The sequence below is a fragment of the Paenibacillus xylanilyticus genome (genome assembly GCF_047246825.1).
Classification (GTDB): Bacteria; Bacillota; Bacilli; order Paenibacillales; family Paenibacillaceae; genus Paenibacillus; species Paenibacillus xylanilyticus_B.
In genome coordinates this window covers 41,478-60,501 of the sequence record NZ_JBFOLB010000001.1, presented here as the reverse complement: position 1 = coordinate 60,501, position 19,024 = coordinate 41,478, and the positions used below count along the sequence as shown (strand labels likewise).

The 19,024-nt window shown below is 45.8% G+C and carries 18 protein-coding genes, 1 pseudogene and 1 other annotated feature; of the genes and pseudogenes, 8 read left to right on the top strand and 11 right to left on the bottom strand.

Going from position 1 to position 19,024, the window contains the following annotated elements:
• Positions 1 to 3: 3 nt before the first annotated feature.
• Together AB3N00_RS00290 and AB3N00_RS00285 are read right to left on the bottom strand one after the other, a co-directional pair.
• Positions 4 to 1,008, bottom strand: a complete 1,005-nt coding sequence (locus AB3N00_RS00290; RefSeq protein ID WP_175399067.1) for an ABC transporter substrate-binding protein — start codon at positions 1,006 to 1,008, stop codon at positions 4 to 6.
• Positions 1,009 to 1,155: 147 nt separating this feature from the next.
• A complete protein-coding gene (locus AB3N00_RS00285; RefSeq protein WP_413032766.1) occupies positions 1,156 to 2,670 on the bottom strand; it encodes a carboxypeptidase M32 in 1,515 nt (504 codons plus the stop codon).
• A 221-nt stretch (positions 2,671 to 2,891) separates the two neighbouring features.
• Between AB3N00_RS00285 and AB3N00_RS00280 the strand changes: the two genes are divergently transcribed.
• The 4 genes from AB3N00_RS00280 (at position 2,892) to AB3N00_RS00265 (ending at position 5,096) form a co-directional block, all read left to right on the top strand.
• Positions 2,892 to 3,452: a beta-class carbonic anhydrase gene (locus AB3N00_RS00280; RefSeq protein ID WP_413032765.1), complete on the top strand. Its 561-nt coding sequence runs from the start codon at positions 2,892 to 2,894 to the stop codon at positions 3,450 to 3,452.
• 189 nt (positions 3,453 to 3,641) lie between these two features.
• A complete protein-coding gene (locus tag AB3N00_RS00275) occupies positions 3,642 to 4,208 on the top strand; it encodes a PadR family transcriptional regulator (RefSeq protein ID WP_095286420.1) in 567 nt (188 codons plus the stop codon).
• Between the two features lie 100 nt (positions 4,209 to 4,308).
• Positions 4,309 to 4,812 carry a hypothetical protein gene (locus AB3N00_RS00270; RefSeq protein WP_413032764.1) on the top strand — a complete coding sequence of 168 codons (504 nt, stop codon included), beginning with the start codon at positions 4,309 to 4,311 and terminating at the stop codon, positions 4,810 to 4,812.
• 5 nt (positions 4,813 to 4,817) lie between these two features.
• Positions 4,818 to 5,096, top strand: a complete 279-nt coding sequence (locus AB3N00_RS00265) for a YxcD family protein (RefSeq protein WP_175399072.1) — start codon at positions 4,818 to 4,820, stop codon at positions 5,094 to 5,096.
• Between the two features lie 141 nt (positions 5,097 to 5,237).
• Here AB3N00_RS00265 and tyrS read toward each other — a convergent pair whose 3' ends face one another.
• From tyrS to AB3N00_RS00225, 8 genes are all read right to left on the bottom strand, one after another.
• Positions 5,238 to 6,497, bottom strand: a complete 1,260-nt coding sequence (gene tyrS / locus AB3N00_RS00260) for a tyrosine--tRNA ligase (protein ID WP_413032763.1) — start codon at positions 6,495 to 6,497, stop codon at positions 5,238 to 5,240.
• A 117-nt stretch (positions 6,498 to 6,614) separates the two neighbouring features.
• Positions 6,615 to 6,837 (bottom strand) — a binding site (T-box leader).
• Between the two features lie 92 nt (positions 6,838 to 6,929).
• Complete coding sequence (locus tag AB3N00_RS00255; RefSeq protein WP_413032762.1) at positions 6,930 to 7,376, bottom strand: DUF4375 domain-containing protein; 447 nt, start codon at positions 7,374 to 7,376, stop codon at positions 6,930 to 6,932.
• 5 nt (positions 7,377 to 7,381) lie between these two features.
• Positions 7,382 to 7,840: an Imm63 family immunity protein gene (locus tag AB3N00_RS00250; RefSeq protein ID WP_413032761.1), complete on the bottom strand. Its 459-nt coding sequence runs from the start codon at positions 7,838 to 7,840 to the stop codon at positions 7,382 to 7,384.
• 140 nt (positions 7,841 to 7,980) lie between these two features.
• The gene (locus tag AB3N00_RS00245; protein ID WP_413032760.1) at positions 7,981 to 9,450 is read right to left on the bottom strand and encodes a protein adenylyltransferase SelO; all 1,470 of its coding nucleotides are present in this window, start codon (positions 9,448 to 9,450) and stop codon (positions 7,981 to 7,983) included.
• A 421-nt stretch (positions 9,451 to 9,871) separates the two neighbouring features.
• A complete protein-coding gene (locus AB3N00_RS00240; RefSeq protein WP_413032759.1) occupies positions 9,872 to 11,191 on the bottom strand; it encodes a nucleobase:cation symporter-2 family protein in 1,320 nt (439 codons plus the stop codon).
• 295 nt (positions 11,192 to 11,486) lie between these two features.
• Complete coding sequence (locus AB3N00_RS00235) at positions 11,487 to 11,795, bottom strand: Dabb family protein (RefSeq protein WP_413032758.1); 309 nt, start codon at positions 11,793 to 11,795, stop codon at positions 11,487 to 11,489.
• 35 nt (positions 11,796 to 11,830) lie between these two features.
• A complete protein-coding gene (locus AB3N00_RS00230; protein ID WP_413032757.1) occupies positions 11,831 to 12,376 on the bottom strand; it encodes a PadR family transcriptional regulator in 546 nt (181 codons plus the stop codon).
• Positions 12,377 to 12,451: 75 nt separating this feature from the next.
• Positions 12,452 to 13,600 (bottom strand): YhgE/Pip domain-containing protein, encoded by a 1,149-nt coding sequence (locus AB3N00_RS00225; RefSeq protein ID WP_413035145.1) that lies wholly within the window; start codon positions 13,598 to 13,600, stop codon positions 12,452 to 12,454.
• A 106-nt stretch (positions 13,601 to 13,706) separates the two neighbouring features.
• Between AB3N00_RS00225 and AB3N00_RS00220 the strand changes: the two genes are divergently transcribed.
• Positions 13,707 to 14,960 carry a cytochrome P450 gene (locus tag AB3N00_RS00220; RefSeq protein WP_413032756.1) on the top strand — a complete coding sequence of 418 codons (1,254 nt, stop codon included), beginning with the start codon at positions 13,707 to 13,709 and terminating at the stop codon, positions 14,958 to 14,960.
• A 66-nt stretch (positions 14,961 to 15,026) separates the two neighbouring features.
• On the opposite strand, the gene AB3N00_RS00215 is transcribed toward AB3N00_RS00220, so the two are convergent.
• Positions 15,027 to 15,608 carry a TetR/AcrR family transcriptional regulator gene (locus tag AB3N00_RS00215; RefSeq protein ID WP_413032755.1) on the bottom strand — a complete coding sequence of 194 codons (582 nt, stop codon included), beginning with the start codon at positions 15,606 to 15,608 and terminating at the stop codon, positions 15,027 to 15,029.
• A gap of 215 nt (positions 15,609 to 15,823) precedes the next feature.
• Here AB3N00_RS00215 and AB3N00_RS00210 point away from each other — a divergent pair, with 215 nt between their 5' ends.
• The 3 genes and pseudogenes from AB3N00_RS00210 (at position 15,824) to AB3N00_RS00200 (ending at position 18,919) form a co-directional block, all read left to right on the top strand.
• Positions 15,824 to 16,948 carry an NADH:flavin oxidoreductase gene (locus AB3N00_RS00210; RefSeq protein WP_413032754.1) on the top strand — a complete coding sequence of 375 codons (1,125 nt, stop codon included), beginning with the start codon at positions 15,824 to 15,826 and terminating at the stop codon, positions 16,946 to 16,948.
• Between the two features lie 199 nt (positions 16,949 to 17,147).
• Positions 17,148 to 18,002: pseudogene (locus tag AB3N00_RS00205) on the top strand (helix-turn-helix domain-containing protein).
• The gene (locus AB3N00_RS00200; protein ID WP_413032753.1) at positions 17,999 to 18,919 is read left to right on the top strand and encodes a DMT family transporter; all 921 of its coding nucleotides are present in this window, start codon (positions 17,999 to 18,001) and stop codon (positions 18,917 to 18,919) included. Before AB3N00_RS00205 ends, AB3N00_RS00200 begins: the two are co-directional and overlap by 4 nt.
• The last annotated feature ends 105 nt before the right edge of the window (positions 18,920 to 19,024 follow it).

Below are 19,024 nucleotides of genomic sequence, written 5' to 3'. Positions count from 1 at the left end.
TGGTTACTTCGATGACGTCGCTTGTTCCGCATAAGTGTTATCCACAATCGTTTGTGAATCCACCCGTTGCTCAAGTTCGCCGGCGGCACTCATCACGTCCAGCAGATTGTTCCATTCTTCTTCATCAATAATCGGGTCGGTTGCATAGGTCCCCTGTTCTTTATAGCGGTTAATACTACTAACTAGGATGGATTGGTCAATGTCTTTAAAGTAAGGGAGGATGACCTCGGCAATCTCTTCAGCCGAATGGGAATCTACCCAGGCCTGCGCTTTGTGCAGCCCGTTTGTAAACTTCTGCACCATTTCCTTGTTGTCGTTGATGTAACTTTGTTTTGTCATGAACACCGTGTAAGGCAAATGTCCGCTTTCGGTTCCGAATGATGCAACGACCTTCCCACGGCCCTCTTGTTCAAAGATGGATGCCTGTGGTTCAAACAGCTGTACATAGTCCCCTGTGCCTGACGCAAACGCAGAAGCAATATTGGCAAAGTCAACATTTTGAATCAGCTCCAGATCATTCTGCGGATCAATGCCATGTTTGTTCAGCGTGAATTCCCCTGCCATTTGCGGCATCCCGCCTTTCCTCTGCCCGAGGAAGGTGCTTTGTTTGAGCTGGTTCCAATCAAAGCTGGCTTCCGCATCGCGTGCAAACAAAAATGTTCCGTCGGTCTGGGTTAACTGAGCAAAGTTAATGACCGGATCTTCGGCTCCCTGCTGATAGACATAGATGGATGTCTCCGCTCCTACCAGAGCGATGTCTACTGAGCCTGCAAGCAAGGCAGCCATCGTTTTGTCACCACCAGCGGTTGTCTGGATCTCGACCTCCAGCCCCTCTTCTTCAAAAAAACCTTGGGCCACGGCTACATACTCCGGTGCGTAAAATACAGAACGGGTTACCTCACCAATCGTAATCTTCGCTTCATTTTTCTCTTCATTGCAGCTCGTGAGTGCCACAATAATAATCAGCAAAATAACGATGGCCCGGATAAACCAGGGCGTGTACTTCATGCTGTTTCCCTCCTTCGCTGGTTTCAGCAGTTTCTCTCTACTATGAATATGCCGCTGCCAAACAAAAGGTTAAGAACTTGCACACCAAAAAAAGAGCCGGGCAATATGCCCAGCTCACTTTAAGTCCCTGCTCCCATTTGTGCTTTCTTATAGCTTGTAGATTTCGGCATACTTCGCTTCCAGATAGTCAGCGAGATAATCTGGATTCAATTCTTCTCCCGTCACGGCGAGAATCAGTTCGGAAGGCGTGCGACTTTTACCGTAACGATAAATCTTGTCGGTTAACCATTCTTTAATCGGAATCAGGTTACCTTCAGCGATATGCGTATCAAACTCCGGCATTTCCTTCCGCAATGTATGTAGAATTTGTGCAGCATACATATTGCCTAGGGAATACGAAGCAAAATAACCAAAATCACCACCGGACCAGTGTACATCCTGTAGCACGCCTAAACCGTCGTTTGGAGGAACAATACCCAGATATTCTTTGTATTTGGCGTTCCAGGTCTCCGGCAGATCTTTGACTTCCAGTCCCTCGTTAAATAGCATTTTCTCGATTTCATACCGGATGATGATGTGCAGATTGTATGTCAGTTCGTCTGCTTCAATTCGAATAAGTGAGCTTTCGACACGGTTAATTGCACGGTAGAAGTCTTCCAGTGCCACTTCGCTTAATTGCGGAAAATGCTGCTGCAAATCTTTGTAGTAGCGTGTCCAGAACGGACGACTGCGGCCGATCATATTTTCCCAGAGACGGGACTGGGATTCGTGAATGCCCATGGATGTTCCTTCGGCCAGAAGGGTACCAGCCAGACTTTCGTCAATATTTTGTTCATATAAGGCATGCCCGCCTTCGTGCAGGGAACTGAATACGGCGCTCGTCACATCATCCTGCAAATAATTGGTGGTGATTCGCACATCCCCCGGGTTAAGTCCTGTGGCGAATGGATGAACACTTTCATCCAGTCTTCCTGCATCAAAGTCATAACCCATCTGCCCCAGAATGAACAGACTGAACTTTTCCTGTTGATCCGTATCGAACAGCTGGTTCAGGAACTCGGTGTTCGGTTTGTTTTCCGATGCATTGATTTTTTCCTGGAGCGGCACCAGGCGTGCTTTTAACCGGGCAAATACAGCATCGACTTTCTCTACCGTCAAATCAGGCTCATACATGTCAAGCAGAGTATCATAACGCGTGTTTTTCACGCCCCAGTAGTCAATGAACTCCTGTTTAAGTTTCACGATCTCTGTCAGATACGGGGAAAAGCCATCAAAATCGCTGTTATGCTTCGCATCTTCCCAAGCCGTTTCCGATTTGGCCGTGAGCACCGTGTATGCTTGTACCTTCTCAGGCGGCACGGATTGACTGCGATCGTATTCCTTCTTGCAGTCCTCCACCAGGCGACGGTCTGTATCCTCCAGCTGTTTCAAGACCTCGGGTTGGGTGAGCGTGTCCAAATACGTTTTCATCTCATCCGAGGTTTGAAGCTTGAATGCTTCGGTAGATAACATGCCGATCGTTTCTGAGCGAGTCGGCACGCCTTTCTTCGGCGCACCTGTGCGCAGATCCCAATGAAGCAAACCAATGGCTTCGTGATAACTTTTGATTTTGCGGGCCAAATTACGGAATGATTCCAAATGTTCCAGTGTTTGTTGTTCCATTGTTATCGTTCACCTCTCCAAAAAAAGTTTAAACTCCCTATTGATGATACTTTTTGCAATGCGTATAATCAACTTTTAACAGAGGTAAATGGCTTGATTCTGATTTATAAGATGTCATGTCGTTTGCTGATCGTGATATAATCAAGAATAGGGCGTAGGACAAGCTGCATACCGATGCAAGCAGCCGTGCTCATCGTATTGGATAACAGGAGGCAATGGACATGAACAACATTCAAGAGATTTTGACGTACAACAAATCATTTGTCGAGACGAAAGAATACGAAAAGTATACGGCCGGTAAGTTTCCAACTAAAAAAATGGCAATTATCACATGCATGGACACCCGTCTGGTGGAACTGCTGCCTAAAGCGATGAATTTGAAGAATGGTGAGGTTAAAATCCTCAAAACTGCGGGCGCCATTATCTCTCAACCTTTCGGTTCTGTCATGCGAAGCGTGCTTGTAGCTATTTATGAGCTCGGGGCAGACGAAGTTGTTGTTGTCGGTCACACTGAGTGCGGTATGGCATCTTTGCAAGCAGACACAATGATTGGCCACATGCTTGAACGCGGTGTATCCAAGGAAGTCATAAATGCTCTGGACAACTCCGGAATTCATTTGAACAATTGGCTTCGAGGGTTTGACAGTGTTGATGAAGGGGTAAAACATACTGTAGGAGTCATCAAAAATCATCCCCTGTTTCCACAGGGAGTACCCGTTCACGGCATGATTATCGATTCCTCCACAGGCCAGCTTGAGCTTGTAGTTGAAGGGTACGAGTAACAGGCATCTCTCTAAATGGTTTTGGGTGCGGACCTCAGGTTCCGCACTCTTTTTTTGTCTAAATTGAGGCAGTTAGTCTGTCAGGTTGTCAAACCATACAGTTTCAGTGTACACTTTTATGAAAGCGGTCAATGAAGACAATATCCTTTGTTTTCACTGGCCCAGCCCTAATATTAAGGAGACATGTGCATGAACATACTTTCCTACGGATTGCTCGGGCTGCTTACCCGCGAGGAGTCATCTGGTTATGATCTGATGCTGAAAATCCAGCCTCATTGGCAAGCGAAACACAGTCAGATCTACCCGCTCCTGTCCAAGATGGAAAATGATGAGCTATTATCTTCCCGCTGGGTGCAACAGTCTGACAAACCGGACAAAAAAATGTATGCAGTCACGGAAAAAGGTATTGAAAAGCTGCTCGGCTGGATGATCACTCCTGTTACAGCCCCCGTTACACGAGACGAATTCAATTTGCGTATCTTGTGTGTCGGCATTGCAGAAGACGGGAGCATGAGACGCATTCTGAATGAGCGCAAAAACTGGTTTATGGAGCGAATCCGGTATTTTGAGGATCTGAAGTCCCGCATCCCTCAGGATAACCTCCGTGTAGGCAGTCGGGAATTCGGGAGCTACATTTTGGTTCAAAAAGGATTAATGAACGCTCAGACTGGCCTTGAATGGTGTAACTGGGTTACTCAGCTGCTCGATGGTCAGGCAGCCATTCAGGACCCTTGTCCGATTATTTCGGAAAATTAAAAAAAATTTGAAACGTTCCTGCTTGTAGACCGTATTACATGAGTAAGGCCCATTTTTAGGGGCGATCACACAATTTAATCGGGGGGTTACGATCTTTACAATGAAGAAAAAATTTGGCATTAAACATCTGATGATGGTTTTTATGGCTTTTACCCTGTTGTTCGCAACAGTTGGAGTAGCGATTCCGGATTCTGCTGATGCAAGACGTGGTGGCGGTTTCAAATCGGGTACGAAAAGTTATACGAATACACCTAAGAAATCGGACTCAAATAATAATGTGAGCCAATCGAACTCGACCAAATCGGGTACTGGTACAGCTGCAACGAACCGTGGCGGATTCTTCGGCGGTGGCGGTGGATTCATGAAAGGCATGATGCTGGGTGGTCTGGCAGGTATGCTGTTCGGCGGATTGTTCGGCGGCATGGGAGCTCTCGGTAACATTCTTGGATTACTCGTAAACGTTGCTGCAATCATGCTGATCGTTATGCTCGCTATGGCACTCTTCAGAGCCATCACGAATCGCCGTAAACCGGCAGCAGATGGTCGTTATGACCGTCGCAATGATCGTGATGATGATGACCGCAACAGAAACGGACGGTACTAATCGTTATGGTTCTGAGCATGGATGAGATTGTTAACGCGATCTGCCTTCACATGGCTGAACGAAAAGGGGTACGCCCGACCGATGTCAATGTGGAACTGAGCTGGGAAGAGGACACAGGATATTCCGCCGAAGTCTGGATTCAAGGCCGTAGTCAATACTTGGTTGAATCCAACATGATTGAAGCCATCCTGCGCTACCTGCACAGTGAATACAACATCCGGGCTTACCGTGAAAACGTTAGACTTGATCTGGACGAAGAGATTACAGCCATCGTGAATCATTAAACATAAACCATTTGCGGATGGATTGTAAAAAGGGCCGTCTCCATGATGTCATTGACATCAAGTGGAGACGGCCCTTTTGTGTTCCTTGGGAAGTTAAACATCCGTTAACCCTTCCCAAGATATTTATGCAACTGTACGTTACTACTTCAGCTTCACCAAACTGTAATTTTTCTTGCCTTTGCGGATAATGATGAACTTGCCACCAATGGCATGCTCAGCCGAGACAGTGAATTCAAGCTCCGTAATTTTCTCACCGTTCATGGAGATGGCACCTTTAGTGATGTCTTCACGAGCCTGACGTTTGGATGGCTCCAATCCAAGATCCACAAGCCAGTCCACGATATTTTTGGCTTCGCCGTCGGTTTCAAATGTCGGCATTTCCTTGAAACCCTGCTCGATTTCGTCTGCTGTCAAGGAACGAATATCTCCACTGAAGAGTGCTGCAGTAATACGTTTAGCCTGCTCCAGCATCTCATCCCCGTGAACGAATTTCGTCATTTCTTCGGCAAGTGTCTTTTGTGCTTCACGTTTGTGAGGCTCCGTTTCCACCTTTTCAGCCAAAGCTTCGATTTCCTCTTTGCTCAGGAACGTAAAGTATTTCAGGTATTTAATGACGTCGCGGTCATCTGTATTGGCCCAGAACTGGTAGAATTCAAACGGTGTTGTCTTGTTCGGATCCAGCCAGATGGAACCGCCTGCAGACTTACCAAATTTAGTGCCATCTGCTTTCAGCATAAGAGGAATCGTCAGACCAAAAGCTTTGGCTTCAGATCCTTCTTTTTTGCGGATCAGATCCAGACCACTCGTGATGTTGCCCCATTGATCTGAACCACCGATTTGCAGCTGCACATCCTCGTTTTGGAACAGGTGCAGGTAATCAAGAGATTGCAGGATCTGGTAGGAGAACTCGGTGAACGAAATTCCGCCTTCCAGTCTGCTAGCAACAACATCCTTCGCGAGCATGGTGTTAAGGTTAAAGTTCTTGCCGTAGTCACGCAAAAACTCGATGACATTAATTTGATGGGTCCAGTCGTAGTTGTTTACCATGCGAACCTGGTTATCACCTTCGGTAACAAACAGTTTTTTCATCTGAGCCGTCAACGCGTTTACGTTTTCTTGTACCTGTTCCAGCGTTTGCAACGAACGCTCGGATTGACGTCCACTCGGATCACCGATGGTGCCTGTAGCTCCACCAATCAGGATCACCGGACGATGTCCAGCAAGCTGAAAACGTTTCAGCATCATAAACGGAATCAGGTGGCCGATATGCATACTGTCTCCTGTTGGGTCAACGCCACAGTACAAGGATATCGATTTTGTTTCGGTTAGCTTACGAAGCCCCTCCGCATCCGTCTGTTGGTTAATGGCGTCGCGCCATTCAAGTTCATCAATAATATTCACTTACAAACAACCCCTTTCTCTACTTATCGTTCCTCAGTCATGGTTTACGTTAATGGCGAAAACACACCGGAGCAGCTTTTTTGGACACAAAAAAATCGCCTCCTTGTCTACATTAGACATAGGGACGATTATCATAACCGTGGTACCACCCAACTTGCATGAACAGCTGCTTACGCATTGTCCATACCGCTTTTGGCAATATATCGTTTGCCCATTCCGCTTGGCATTACCCAAGTACTCCAGAGTGTAATTCGCAGCCCTTGTGTGTATCAGGTTCCATCAACCCCTGACTTTCTGTAACAGGGACAAAGCCGCTACTGCGCTCCATCAACGTAATTCATGTATTAGATTATAGCCAGTATAGCCGAACGTCAAAGTCATTGCAAGAGCCAGTATTCAATCTCAGCGAATGATCACTATCAACCCATTTTATTATGCCTCAATACCTAGCTTTCCATAATAATAAGCGTATGCCTTACCCGCAATCTGATCATCGTTATTCCAAAATTGCTGATCCAGCTTGTCTAACCGCTGTTCCTCTTCCGGCGTAAGAAAGCGGGGGATATCCCATAATGCAGACAGTCTTTCATCATCGGCCAAATGCTCAATGCAGCTATACTGTTCTTTAAGGATGTTCAGCACCTGATTTGCACCAATCGTATGTAATGCCCGTAAAACATGTAAATACGTTTCTTCACCCCAGTTGCAGAAAAATTGGATGAACCCGCCGTTAAAGACATCCACTTCTAACAGCCATAAAGCAGTAATCTCCTGTTCATGTAGGGTCAACCCGGCCCATCTCAACTCAGATTCATTCTTTTTGTCGACAAAGGTTGTCGCATATTCATACCACACATCATGGATATCTTGCTCCGTCATGCCCCTTACTCCTTTCTTCCTGTTTGCATGCTTTCCAGTTCCTGACGTTTACCTGTTTGGTGCCAATGTAAATATGGATTTCCCAACTGCTGAAAAGCTTCCGTAACCCTGTTGTTCATTTCCTGCCTTAGTTCGCTCGTGTATTGCAAATGGGTATGGATATTATCTATATTGTACTTTTTTAACATCTCTATATGTACAGAGGTAAAAATAATATCTTCCAGCAGCCAGTAGATAACCTCATCGGTCTGGTCTAGTCTTTTCTCCAACATCGGGAACCCACGTTCATATAGGGTAACAACGTATTTTCCACGCTCAATTTCAACATAAGGAACGCCTTCCCATTTGAATGGGTCAAAAAGGCGATTAGCATATTTTTCGCCGTGTTCTCCGCCAAAGTCTGTGCGTGATAACAGTTGAAGAAGCTTTTGCACCAATTCCTGCTTGGGTAGTACATCTGACATGGTTAAGCACTCACCTACTCTTCATCCATTTTGTAATCCACTTGGAAAAATAGTGAAAAAGCTGCCAGTGGCAGCTCCTTCAAAATCATATGGCTTGTTTTTTCTCACACTTCTTATTTGGTTCCGATCGATATTAACGATCAGGTGCCGCAGAATGTACGATAAGACGGATCACACGTCGTAGGCAGTGCAGCGTATTCTTCCTGTTCCGATGTATGTGCATATGGTTCTTTGAGTACGTTAAGCAGCTGATGCATTACGCTATAATCTTCATCATCCTCTGCCCGTTCAAGCGCCTCTTCCACTCTGTGATTCCGGGGAATGACCGCAGGATTGCTGCTCTTCATCCGCTGCTGTACTACGTCTTGCGAGTCGGACTGCCTGCTTAATCTAGCCTTCCAGCGCTCCTGCCAACCTGCAAAATCCGGTGCTTCGTTCAGACTCGAATTCTCCCATTGGTCAAAAGTCAAAGCAACGAACGTATTCGTGTAGTCAGCTGTATGCTTTTCCATCAGTTCCAGAAGATCCTTGATCAGCGTTTCATCTTCTGGCTCTTCAGTCGACAATCCTAGCTTGGCACGCATGCCGGACAACCAGTAATGGTGGTACTGCTCCGAAAACTGGGAGATGGCATCCTGCGCGATCTGTACAGCCTCTTCTTCATTATCATGCAGCAGGGGCAGCAACGTCTCAGCAAAGCGAGCCAGGTTCCATCCGGCAATATATGGCTGATTCCCATAGGCATAACGACCTTGCGTATCGATTGAACTAAAAACAGTTGCCGGATTGTATGCATCCATAAAGGCACAAGGGCCGTAATCAATCGTTTCTCCACTGATGGCCATATTGTCCGTATTCATTACGCCGTGAATAAAACCAACACTCTGCCATTTCGCTACAAGAGCAGCCTGTCGCTTAATGACTTCCTGAAGGAAGTTCAAGTATCGGTTTTCATCTGCAGCAATGTGGGGAAAATGGCGTTCCAGCGTGTAGTCGGCCAGTGTTCGAAGTTCATCGATGGAGCCCCATCTGGCAGCATACTGAAAGGTTGCGACACGGATGTGACTCGAAGCTACACGGGTCAATATTGCGCCTGGTCGTTCCGTTTCGCGAATAATGTTTTCTCCAGTGGTCACTACAGCCAAGCTTCTCGTTGTTGGAATACCGAGCGCCTCCATAGCTTCACTAATGATATATTCGCGCAGCATCGGTCCAATCGCTGCACGACCATCGCCTCCACGGGAGTAGGGGGTTCTCCCTGATCCTTTGAGCTGAATATCCATCCGTTCGCCTTGTGGCGTAATCTGTTCACCCAGCAGCAGAGCTCGTCCATCACCAAGCATATTGAAATTACCAAACTGATGACCTGCATAAGCTTGAGCAAGAGGCTCGGATCCTTTCGGAGTTTCATTGCCGGCAAAAATGGCTGCTCCTTCCCGGCTGTTCAGCACTTCAGCATTCAGTCCAAGGCTGGCAGCAAGCGCTTCGTTAAAGATGACCAGCTCAGGTGACTGAACAGGTACCGCCCCTTGGCTCGTATAAAAGGTCTGCGGCAGCCGTGCATAACTATTGTCCAAATTCCAACCTGCATTCAACTTTGCCTTTTCCACGGGATCACACTCCTTATCCTCAACAAAGGAAATCCTCTGTTTATATTCATGTAGCCTTTGTGAACCAATGCTCATTTATGTAGTCGCATGGAAATTTCTAAGGTAAGAACATGTAACATGTTCATGATAAAACTTTAGCATAATTGTAAGGCAATTGCATGTTTAGATCTGCCGGAATTATGGTGAAAGCCAGTTTAGTAATGTTCAGTTGGATAAAACTCAATCCGCCAACCTGCTTGAACTCTGAACAGACGAAGCGTTATCCAGCATATAAAAAAAGAAAAGCTGCTTCACATCTGCCATACAAAAAGCCCATGAAGATTCAGTTGGCAGATGAGCGTTTATCATTCTCATTCCTACCACTTGAACCAACTTGGGCTTGTTCATTTTATTCCGCCACGATCCAATTCAATACCTTGAATCAGGTATGTGCCTCCTGTGTCCCCGATACAGGCTGAACAGGCACGCTTTCTTTTCTGAAGCCGAGGTTGAAAAAGACATTGAGCAGGATGGCACATAGACTTCCTGTTATAATACCATCGCTCACAATAATACGAATACTTTGAGGCAGCTGTGCAAACAAATCCGGTACGGCCGTAACACCAAGCCCCAACGAAACGGAACAAGCGACGATCAGCAGATTGGATTGCTTACCGAAGTCGACGGTTTGCAGCATTTTGATCCCGGAAGAGACAACCATACCGAACAGCACCACAGTTGCTCCGCCCAATACAGCACTCGGAATAATCGTTGCAAAAGCGGCTACCTTCGGAATAAGGCCGAGGAAGACCAGAATGCCTCCGGCTGCAACCACCACATTGGTTGTTTTCACTTTGGACAGCTGAACAAGCCCGACATTCTGAGCAAACGTGTTGTATGGAAATGCATTGAATATGCCTCCAAGCACAAACGCGAGGCCCTCTGCACGATAGCCACGAGCGAGATCCTTCTCATTTATTGGCTGATCACATATTTTGCTTAAAGCCATAAACACACCCGTGGACTCAATAATTACGACTGTACCGACAATGATCATCGTAATAATCGGACCCAGTTCAAACGTCGGCCATCCAAAATAAAAGGGTTGTGGCAGGTGGAACCAGGACGCCTCCTGAACAGGTGTGAAATTTACTTTTCCCATTAGGGCTGCGATGAGAGTCCCCACGATAATGCCAATAAGAACAGCAAGTGATTTAACGAAACCACGTGCATACCGATTAAGCACCAAAATAAAGAGCAGCACCCCAAATGAAAGAGCCAAATTGTCCAAGCTGCCGAAATTTTCACTATTCGCCCCGCCAGCCATATTTTTTATACCCGTTGGAATAAGCGCAAGACCAATAATGGTTACAACAGTACCAATGACAACTGGTGGGAACAGTTTAACGATTTTGCTGAAAAACACGGCGCAGATGACGATAAATAATCCGGCTGCAATGATGGACCCGTAAATGGCCGGAATCCCATATTGGGATCCGATGGCAATCATAGGCGTAACTGCTACAAACGAACTTCCAAGCACTGCTGGCAGTCCAATGCCCAGGTACTTTCCTTTTCGGGCCTGAAGCCAGGTTGCAATACCACATGTTAGCAGGTCAATGGATACCAGGTACGCCAACTGCTCTGCAGTCAAGTTTAATGCTCTCCCCACAAGCAAAGGTACCAGAATTGCCCCGGCATACATCGCCAATACATGTTGAATCCCTAATGAAAAAATTCTCATCTTTTTCGTTTCGTTCATCCGCACTTGCCCCCCGAAATTAGAATCAACCCCATGCCTTAATTAATCATGTTATGTTGATTCACATTATATAAACTATTTTGGGAAGTTCCATGATTCATGAACGATAATTGTTACAGGAGATAAAGAGCAAGCATCGTTTTGGGCACATCAAACAAAATATTCACCTTCAAATGTGATATTCTCTCACACAACTATGTTTCGCATGGAATATCAGCTATCAAAAAAAGCCAGCACATTTTTGTGCCAGCTTTTATTCCGATTCAACCGAAATATGTTCTCCTTCAACCTCGCCTTATCTCGAAGAAATCGGGAAGTCTGCGACTATCACATTTTCGACCCAACCGCTCAAGGAAGCTACAAATGCCTGGTGAGCCGGGTGCGGACCGTATGCACGCAAAGCTTCCTGATCTTCGAAGGTCACTCTCAATCCGAGTGTGAATCCCTGAATATGGTCGGTTTCTTCCGTGACATTGATTCCGGCAGTCAGATCAATGATCCCTGGTATTTCGTCTTGTAAGGCAAGCAATTGCGAGACAAATTCCTGCTGTTTTGCCGGGGTAATGCTATCGTTAAATTTGAATACAACCAGATGTTCGAACATGCGATTTACCTCCCTCGTTACAAATTAGTAATAGCTTAATTCTTTAACACTCTGCTCTGAACATGGTGAAGCAGCTTCTGCAACCAATCAATATTGCTCTGAATCGTTTGATAGGCATGGTCTCTCATCAACCAGAGTGCATCCATTAAATCCTCATTCGCATCACTCTGCTCCGGCTTTTGCTGCTCAATATACTCGATTTTCTTTCTCAGTTTCACAATAATATCTTCAATCAGGTAAGCAATCTTTTGATTGTCCACCTTATCCAGATTAACCAGCGCAGCATAAAGGGATTGTACGTTCGTAAACTTCTGGAATACCTTATATATGCTATCTTCCAGCGCGAGACGCCCCTTTTCGGTTATGCCATACATGGTCTTGTCTGGGCGATTCTCACTCTGGATCGTTTCGATCTTTTCGATCAAACCCTTCTTGTGCAAAACTTCAAAATTGTAATAGATCGTGCCTTCCGTAATTTTGGCATCGGTCTGATCCAAATGTTTGCCAATTTTCTTTTTAATATCATAGGGATAACAATTCCCCTCACTTAATGAACCGAGAATAAATATTTGAATCGACATGTGACTGCCCCCATTCTGCTCTTTCAAAGGGCAGAGCTTCTTAGAGAAAATCGCCCAACCCTTTTATTTCTTATTTTATACCATCGCGGGCTGTTGTGAAGACTCTTGCACAGGTTCGGTTTGCTTGGCATTTTTGAAATGATGAATGGCCGCATTGAGTACGAAAGCTCCCACGCCAACCAGCGCCAATCCAATCGCATAATGTGCTGTTTTCCCACCACCAAAGAGAATATTATAATCCAGATGCGTGGAATAGAACATCGGCGTAATTTGGCTGACGAATTTGAAATATCCAGGCATCATTTCCGGTGACATGGACGTTCCGTTGGCAATCGATTGACTGAGTACAAACACCATGTTGATCAGCATTCCACCTTGACCCAGAAGCATGATGAAGATACTTGTGAACTCAATCGACACGAACAATTGCAGACTGTGCACAAGCCACATTTTCAGAAACACTTCCACTCCGTATCCTTGGACCAAAAAGTAAATACCTATGCCAACCAGCGGCGCAATCAGAGATATGAGGAGGTTAGTCCCGCGCAGGGCAAAGAACGCCTTCCATTTCCCCATTTGTCCACGCAGCTGCTGCATACCGCCAACACTCTGCATGGCATAGATCATGGCTCCAACATAAAGCGCCATTGTAATGAACATCGGAGCCATCTGGTTCTGCATGCCGGCAGGCTGCGGATTACTCAGCACAATATTGGAGGATACCTTGCCAGTAGTGGATTTCACGATCTGTTTGGATTGCTCCGCCGGAACCTGCATGCCGTTCAATACAGCTTCGAAACTTTGAGCCTGAACCTGTGCTCCAATCTGGGCGGTAATTTCTGTGGCCACACTTTTCATTGAACTCGTAATCGTTGTTGGATTGGATTCATTAATCAAATATTCCAGTTCTGCTTTCCCGCTCTGTTCAGACAGTTTCTCCGTAAAATCACCCGGTATACGTATCACCATATGAATATCCCGGTCCTCCAGTCCCGTCTTCGCCTGTTCGAGCGTTTCATTGGTCACAACGTTGAACGGCAGCTGCTCTTGCAGCTTCTGAACGAATTCGTTACCGGATTGTTTGTCCTCATTAACAATCGCAACCGTAAGATTGGTTACGTTTTTGGGAATGGCACTATATCCGGACATAAAAACGGTCAGCATTACAATCTGATAAAAAACAATCATGAATATACCCGCTTTGACTCCTTTATGCTTCAGCATGTTTTTCAATCTCTACTCCACCTTGTTGTTATAATTTAAATTACTTGAATTAAAGTACTCTTGTTTGGTATATTTGTCAATGACCCCAACCAAGGAGGTAAGATGAATGAAGAAGAGCGCCATTATTTCGCTGTCTGAAATCACAAAATTCGAATCGAAAGAAGAAGAGTTTAGCCCTTACCGTTGGTATCGCCACATGCTGAAACAGGAACCTGTCGTTTACAATGAGGAGACCGACTCATGGCATGTATTCAAGTATGAACTGGTCAAAACAGTGCTGAATGATCACGAACATTTTTCAAGTGTACGAAAAAGGTCGATCGTCAATGTGGGGTATTCAAGTGATAATGAGAAGGATAACCAGCAGCATCATATTCCGGACAAGCTGGACATCCACAATGTGGACCCGCCGGAACACCGTAAGCGTAGAGCTCTGCTTGCTTCTGCCTTTACACCAAGAAGTCTTCGCCTGTGGGAACCCCGGATCCAGGCTGCAGCGGACGAACTAATTGAGGAATTTGCCCTTCAATCCGAGGTGGATATTGTTAAAGCCTACACCAGCATGTTTCCTATTATCATTATGTCCGACCTGCTTGGCATTCCTTCTGAAGACCGTCTTCTGTTTAAGGAATGGGTAGATATCATGTTCATGCCAACAACAGATGCAACCTTCGACCAGATTAACGAAATGAAAAAAGTAGCCGGACAACAATATTTTGAGTACCTCTATCCCTTTGTCGTATCCAAACGAAACAACCTAGCAGAAGATATTATCTCGGATCTGATTCAGGTCGAGGTGGATGGAGAGCATTTTACGGATGAGGAGATTGTACGCACAACCATGTTCATTCTGGGTGCAGGCATAGAGACCACAAGCAATCTGTTAGCCAATTCCTTTTATGCACTGCTCTATGATAAGCCGGAACTGTACGCCGAGTTGAGAGATCATCCCGAGCTTGTTACGAATGCAGTCGAAGAGATGCTGCGGTATCGTTTTCACATCAGCAAGATGGATCGAATGGTCAAAGCAGACAATAACCTGCTAGGCGTTGAACTCAAAAAAGGAGACGCGATCGTGGCGTGGATGAGCGCAGCCAATATGGATGAGGATATGTTCGAAGATCCATTCACATTGAATATTCATCGTCCGAATAATAACAAACAGCTCGCGTTTGGATATGGCACGCATTTCTGCCTGGGCGCCCCTCTAGCCAGACTGGAAGCCAAAATTGTACTAACGACGTTTTTGAAAAACTTCTCAAGAATTGAACCGGTGAAGGGTTTCAACTTGGAAGATCATCTGACCCCTTCTGCGGCAGGACAATCTTTGACAAGCCTTCCTATGAAGCTATATAAATAAATACATTTTATTGGGATACCAAAAAAAGAGCAGATCATCTGCTCTTTTTCTCTTTCCTTCTATTCGTTAATTCAGTAAACCAGCTCCACCCATAATAAAGGGCACAACTCTTTCAGCTAATTCTGCAGGAGATTCCTGTCTGCCTTCAAGATTCCAGCGATACGTTAGTCCATAGATAGACCAACTTAGCATGGTGGCAGCATCTGCTAATGTTTTTAGTTCTGCTTGATCCGCATCCCTTGTGATGATCTGAAGGATGAGCTGCTCCAGTTGAGTCTTAATATTTTCTTCAAAGATTGGCGCAACTGATTCATATTTCTTGATACATTGGTTGCTGGAATCGTGATAGTTACATAAGGAAATAATGAGCTGTTTCACGGTCTCTTCCGTAAGAGAGGCCTGGGCATTTACTTTATTGAGAACATATTGTTCAAATGCGAATGAGAGGACGGATTCCAGGAGTTCATACTTGTCCGCAAAATGGGCATAGAAGGTTGCACGGTTTATGGTCGCCTTTTCCGTAATATCCCGAATTGTAATGGAGTAAAAGTCTTTATTATTCAAATGCGTTAGGAATGCATTCACAATTAGTTGACGGGTTCGAATCACCCGTGGGTCGTTGGGGTTGGGGGAAAACACACCGGACATATTCAGAGAACTCCTTTGCGTCAAAACTAGTGATGTCCCCATTATAAACAGGTCCACTTTTGCCAACAAGTGAATTTACCAATACGACAATCTTATCCCTCCTTCGTTTAAACAACACATTGAACAAATTGTCGGTTGAGCGAGGACGGGATGCGTTGCTATTATTGCACTCGTACCCCCGCTTTGAAGGTACAAAATATTGGAGGTGTTTGCACTTGAGTAAACAGCAACCGAAAGTTCAATCCACAGAATATCTGTTTCAACCTTATACGCTTCATAATTTATCCTTGCAGTCCCGCATTGTCATGCCGGCCATGGGCAGAGCTTTCTCACCGGGTGGTGTGCCAGGTCCCGATGTGGCCGCTTATTATCGCCGCCGTGCCGAAAATGGCGTGGGTCTTATCATTACCGAAGGGACGGTAATCGACCATCCAGCGGCAACGAGTGAACCTAAAGTGCCTTCTTTTTATGGAGAAGCAGCACTAAACGGCTGGGCAGAGGTCGTCAGACAAGTTCATGAAGCGGGTGGCAAGATTTTCCCTCAGCTCTGGCACATGGGTATGGCCCGTCCGGCAGGATCACAGCCTTATCCTGAAGCCCCATCCATCGGACCATCAGGAATCGATTTGGAAGGAAATAAGGTAGGCGAGCCGATGAATGAGGAAGAAATTGAGCGTATTATTCAAGCCTTTGTTGATGCTGCAGTGCATGCGAAACGTCTTGGGTTTGACGGCATTGAAATTCAGGGGGCACACGGTTATCTGGTCGATCAATTCTTCTGGGAGAAAACGAATACGCGCACCGACCGCTATGGTGGTGATCTGATCAAGCGTTCCCAATTCGCCGCAGAACTTATTCAAGCTATCCGCATAGCGGTGGGCCCTGACTATCCAATTGCCATTCGTGTGTCTCAATGGAAAATGAGCGATTATTACGTTAAGCCATACGATACACCGGAAAAGCTGGATCAATTCCTGGACGTACTCGTACAAGCTGGGGTGGACATTTTCCACTGTTCTGCACGTCGCTTCTGGGAGCCCGAGTTTGAAGGTTCTGATCTTGGATTCGCGGGCTGGGTGAAGAAACTGACGGGCAAAACGACGATAGTTGTTGGCTCCGTTGGTCTGGATGATGAATTTACCAGTCTCTACACGCAAGGTAAAGGCGCCGGACACAAGGATCTGGATGATCTTCTCCATCGTCTGGACCATCAGGAATTTGATCTGGTAGCCGTTGGGCGTGCCCTTATCTCAGATCCGGCATGGGCCATAAAAATACGTGAAGGCCGCGAATCTGAAATTCAAGCTTTTACTCGAGAAGCACTTGCCACGTTACATTAAGAATATCTTAGATCAAGATAATGTATTCCCCTCATAAATGAACTATAATTTAACCAAAGTACCCGAATTGCCATTAGGGCAGCGGGTACTTTGGTTTTTTGCAAGGCTTAAACAAGGACACAGCGAGCAATATCGTCCAAGAATATTCCTTCTTTTCATATTATAATGACAAGAACTTACGAGAAAGAAGGTGCAGCATGTGACTCGCGAAGTGCGAACTGTTGTATTTGATACCGATCTGCAGCTTGAAGCTTATCAATTCGAAGGAATTATGCAGAAATTCCCCAACCACTTTCATGACTATTACGTCATTGGATTTATTGAGCAGGGCAAGCGTCATCTCGTGTGCAACAACGAAGAGTATCTGTTGAATACCGGGGACATCATTGTATTCAACCCCCATGATCCCCATGCCTGCGAACAGGTTGACGGAAGAACACTAGATTATCGCTGTATTAACATTCAACCCGAGATCATGAGAGAATAAGCACGAGAGATAACCGGACAAGACTACCTGCCCCGGTTTAGGGCACCTGTTCTCTACCAGCATGAACTTGTCAGTTCCCTGCATGAGCTGCATTTAATGATTTTGGAAGAGCAATCCGATTTTGGCAAAGAAGAATTATTGCTTTTGTTGCTGGAACAGCTGCTTCGGGATTATGCGGATGCTGAACCGCCCCTATCTTCGCAGGACGTCACGACCGAAATTAAACGCTTATGCGAATACATAGAGTCTCATTATATGGAAAGTATTACGCTGAATGAGTTAGCTGAATTGACTGGGATGAGCAAATATCACCTACTGCGACGATTCACCCGCCAAAAGGGTATCTCACCCTATCGCTACCTGGAGACGATTCGTATTAATCATGCCAAGCGTTTATTGGAGCAAGGAATGCTGCCTATTGAAGTGGCCGCCCAGACAGGATTCAGTGATCAGAGCCATTTCACGAATTTTTTCAAAAAACTGATCGGCTTGACACCCAAACAATACCGACGCATCTTCAACCATGAAGGCGACTCCAAACGGTTGCAGGACAGTGTGTTACGATGAGCCAAAATAAAGTTTCGGTCGGTCACCTGCTTGCCTTGCTTACGATCTTGATCTGGGGGACCACCTTCATAAGCACCAAAGTGCTCTTGATTCATTTTACGCCTGTGGAAATTCTGTTTTTCCGCTTCCTGATCGGATATGTTGTGCTCTTTCTGATCTATCCTCGTTTGGTGCGAGTGTCATCGTTTCGGGAAGAGATGCTGTTTATGGCCGCCGGACTGTGCGGGGTCACCTTGTATTTTTTGATCGAAAATATTGCGCTTGTATACACGCTGGCTTCCAATGCAGGTGTCATTGTTTCCATTGCGCCGTTTTTCACCGCTGTCCTTGCGCATTTCTTCCTGAAAGATGAACCGTTAACCCGACGTTTTGTCGTTGGTTTTGTTGTTGCCTTAACAGGCATCGTGCTGATCGCGTTTAATGGGAGTTTCATGCTGCAGTTGAATCCACTGGGAGATCTGCTTGCTTTTGTGGCACCTGCCGTATGGGCCATCTATTCAGTACTCATGCGTAAAATAGGTGAGCTCCGCTATCACACCATCGGTGCAACACGCAAAGTGTTCTTCTACGGGCTAGTCTTCATGCTGCCTGCCTTATTCCTGTTCGAATTTCATTTCGAACTTGGGCGATTTGCCGATATGGGCAACCTCTTCAATCTTCTATTTCTAGGAGTGGGTGCGTCTGCCTTGTGTTTTGTGACCTGGAACCGGGCGGTAAGTCTCCTCGGAGCGGTAAAGACCAGTGTGTATATCTACCTTGTTCCGGTTATCACACTGGTGGCTTCTGCACTCTTACTGCATGAACCTATTACCTGGATCACGATGCTTGGTGCTTTGTTAACGCTGCTGGGTTCATATATTTCAGAACGAAAAACTCGAAAACGCGTCCCCAGATCGAGATTGTCCGAGATCCATTAACGCATTTTCAGTTGACGCAAATAAGGCACGAATCCATTCCGGATTGGTGCCTTATTTTACATTGCTTATTCTTTTCGGATGCATCTATTCAAGCGCAGATGATGA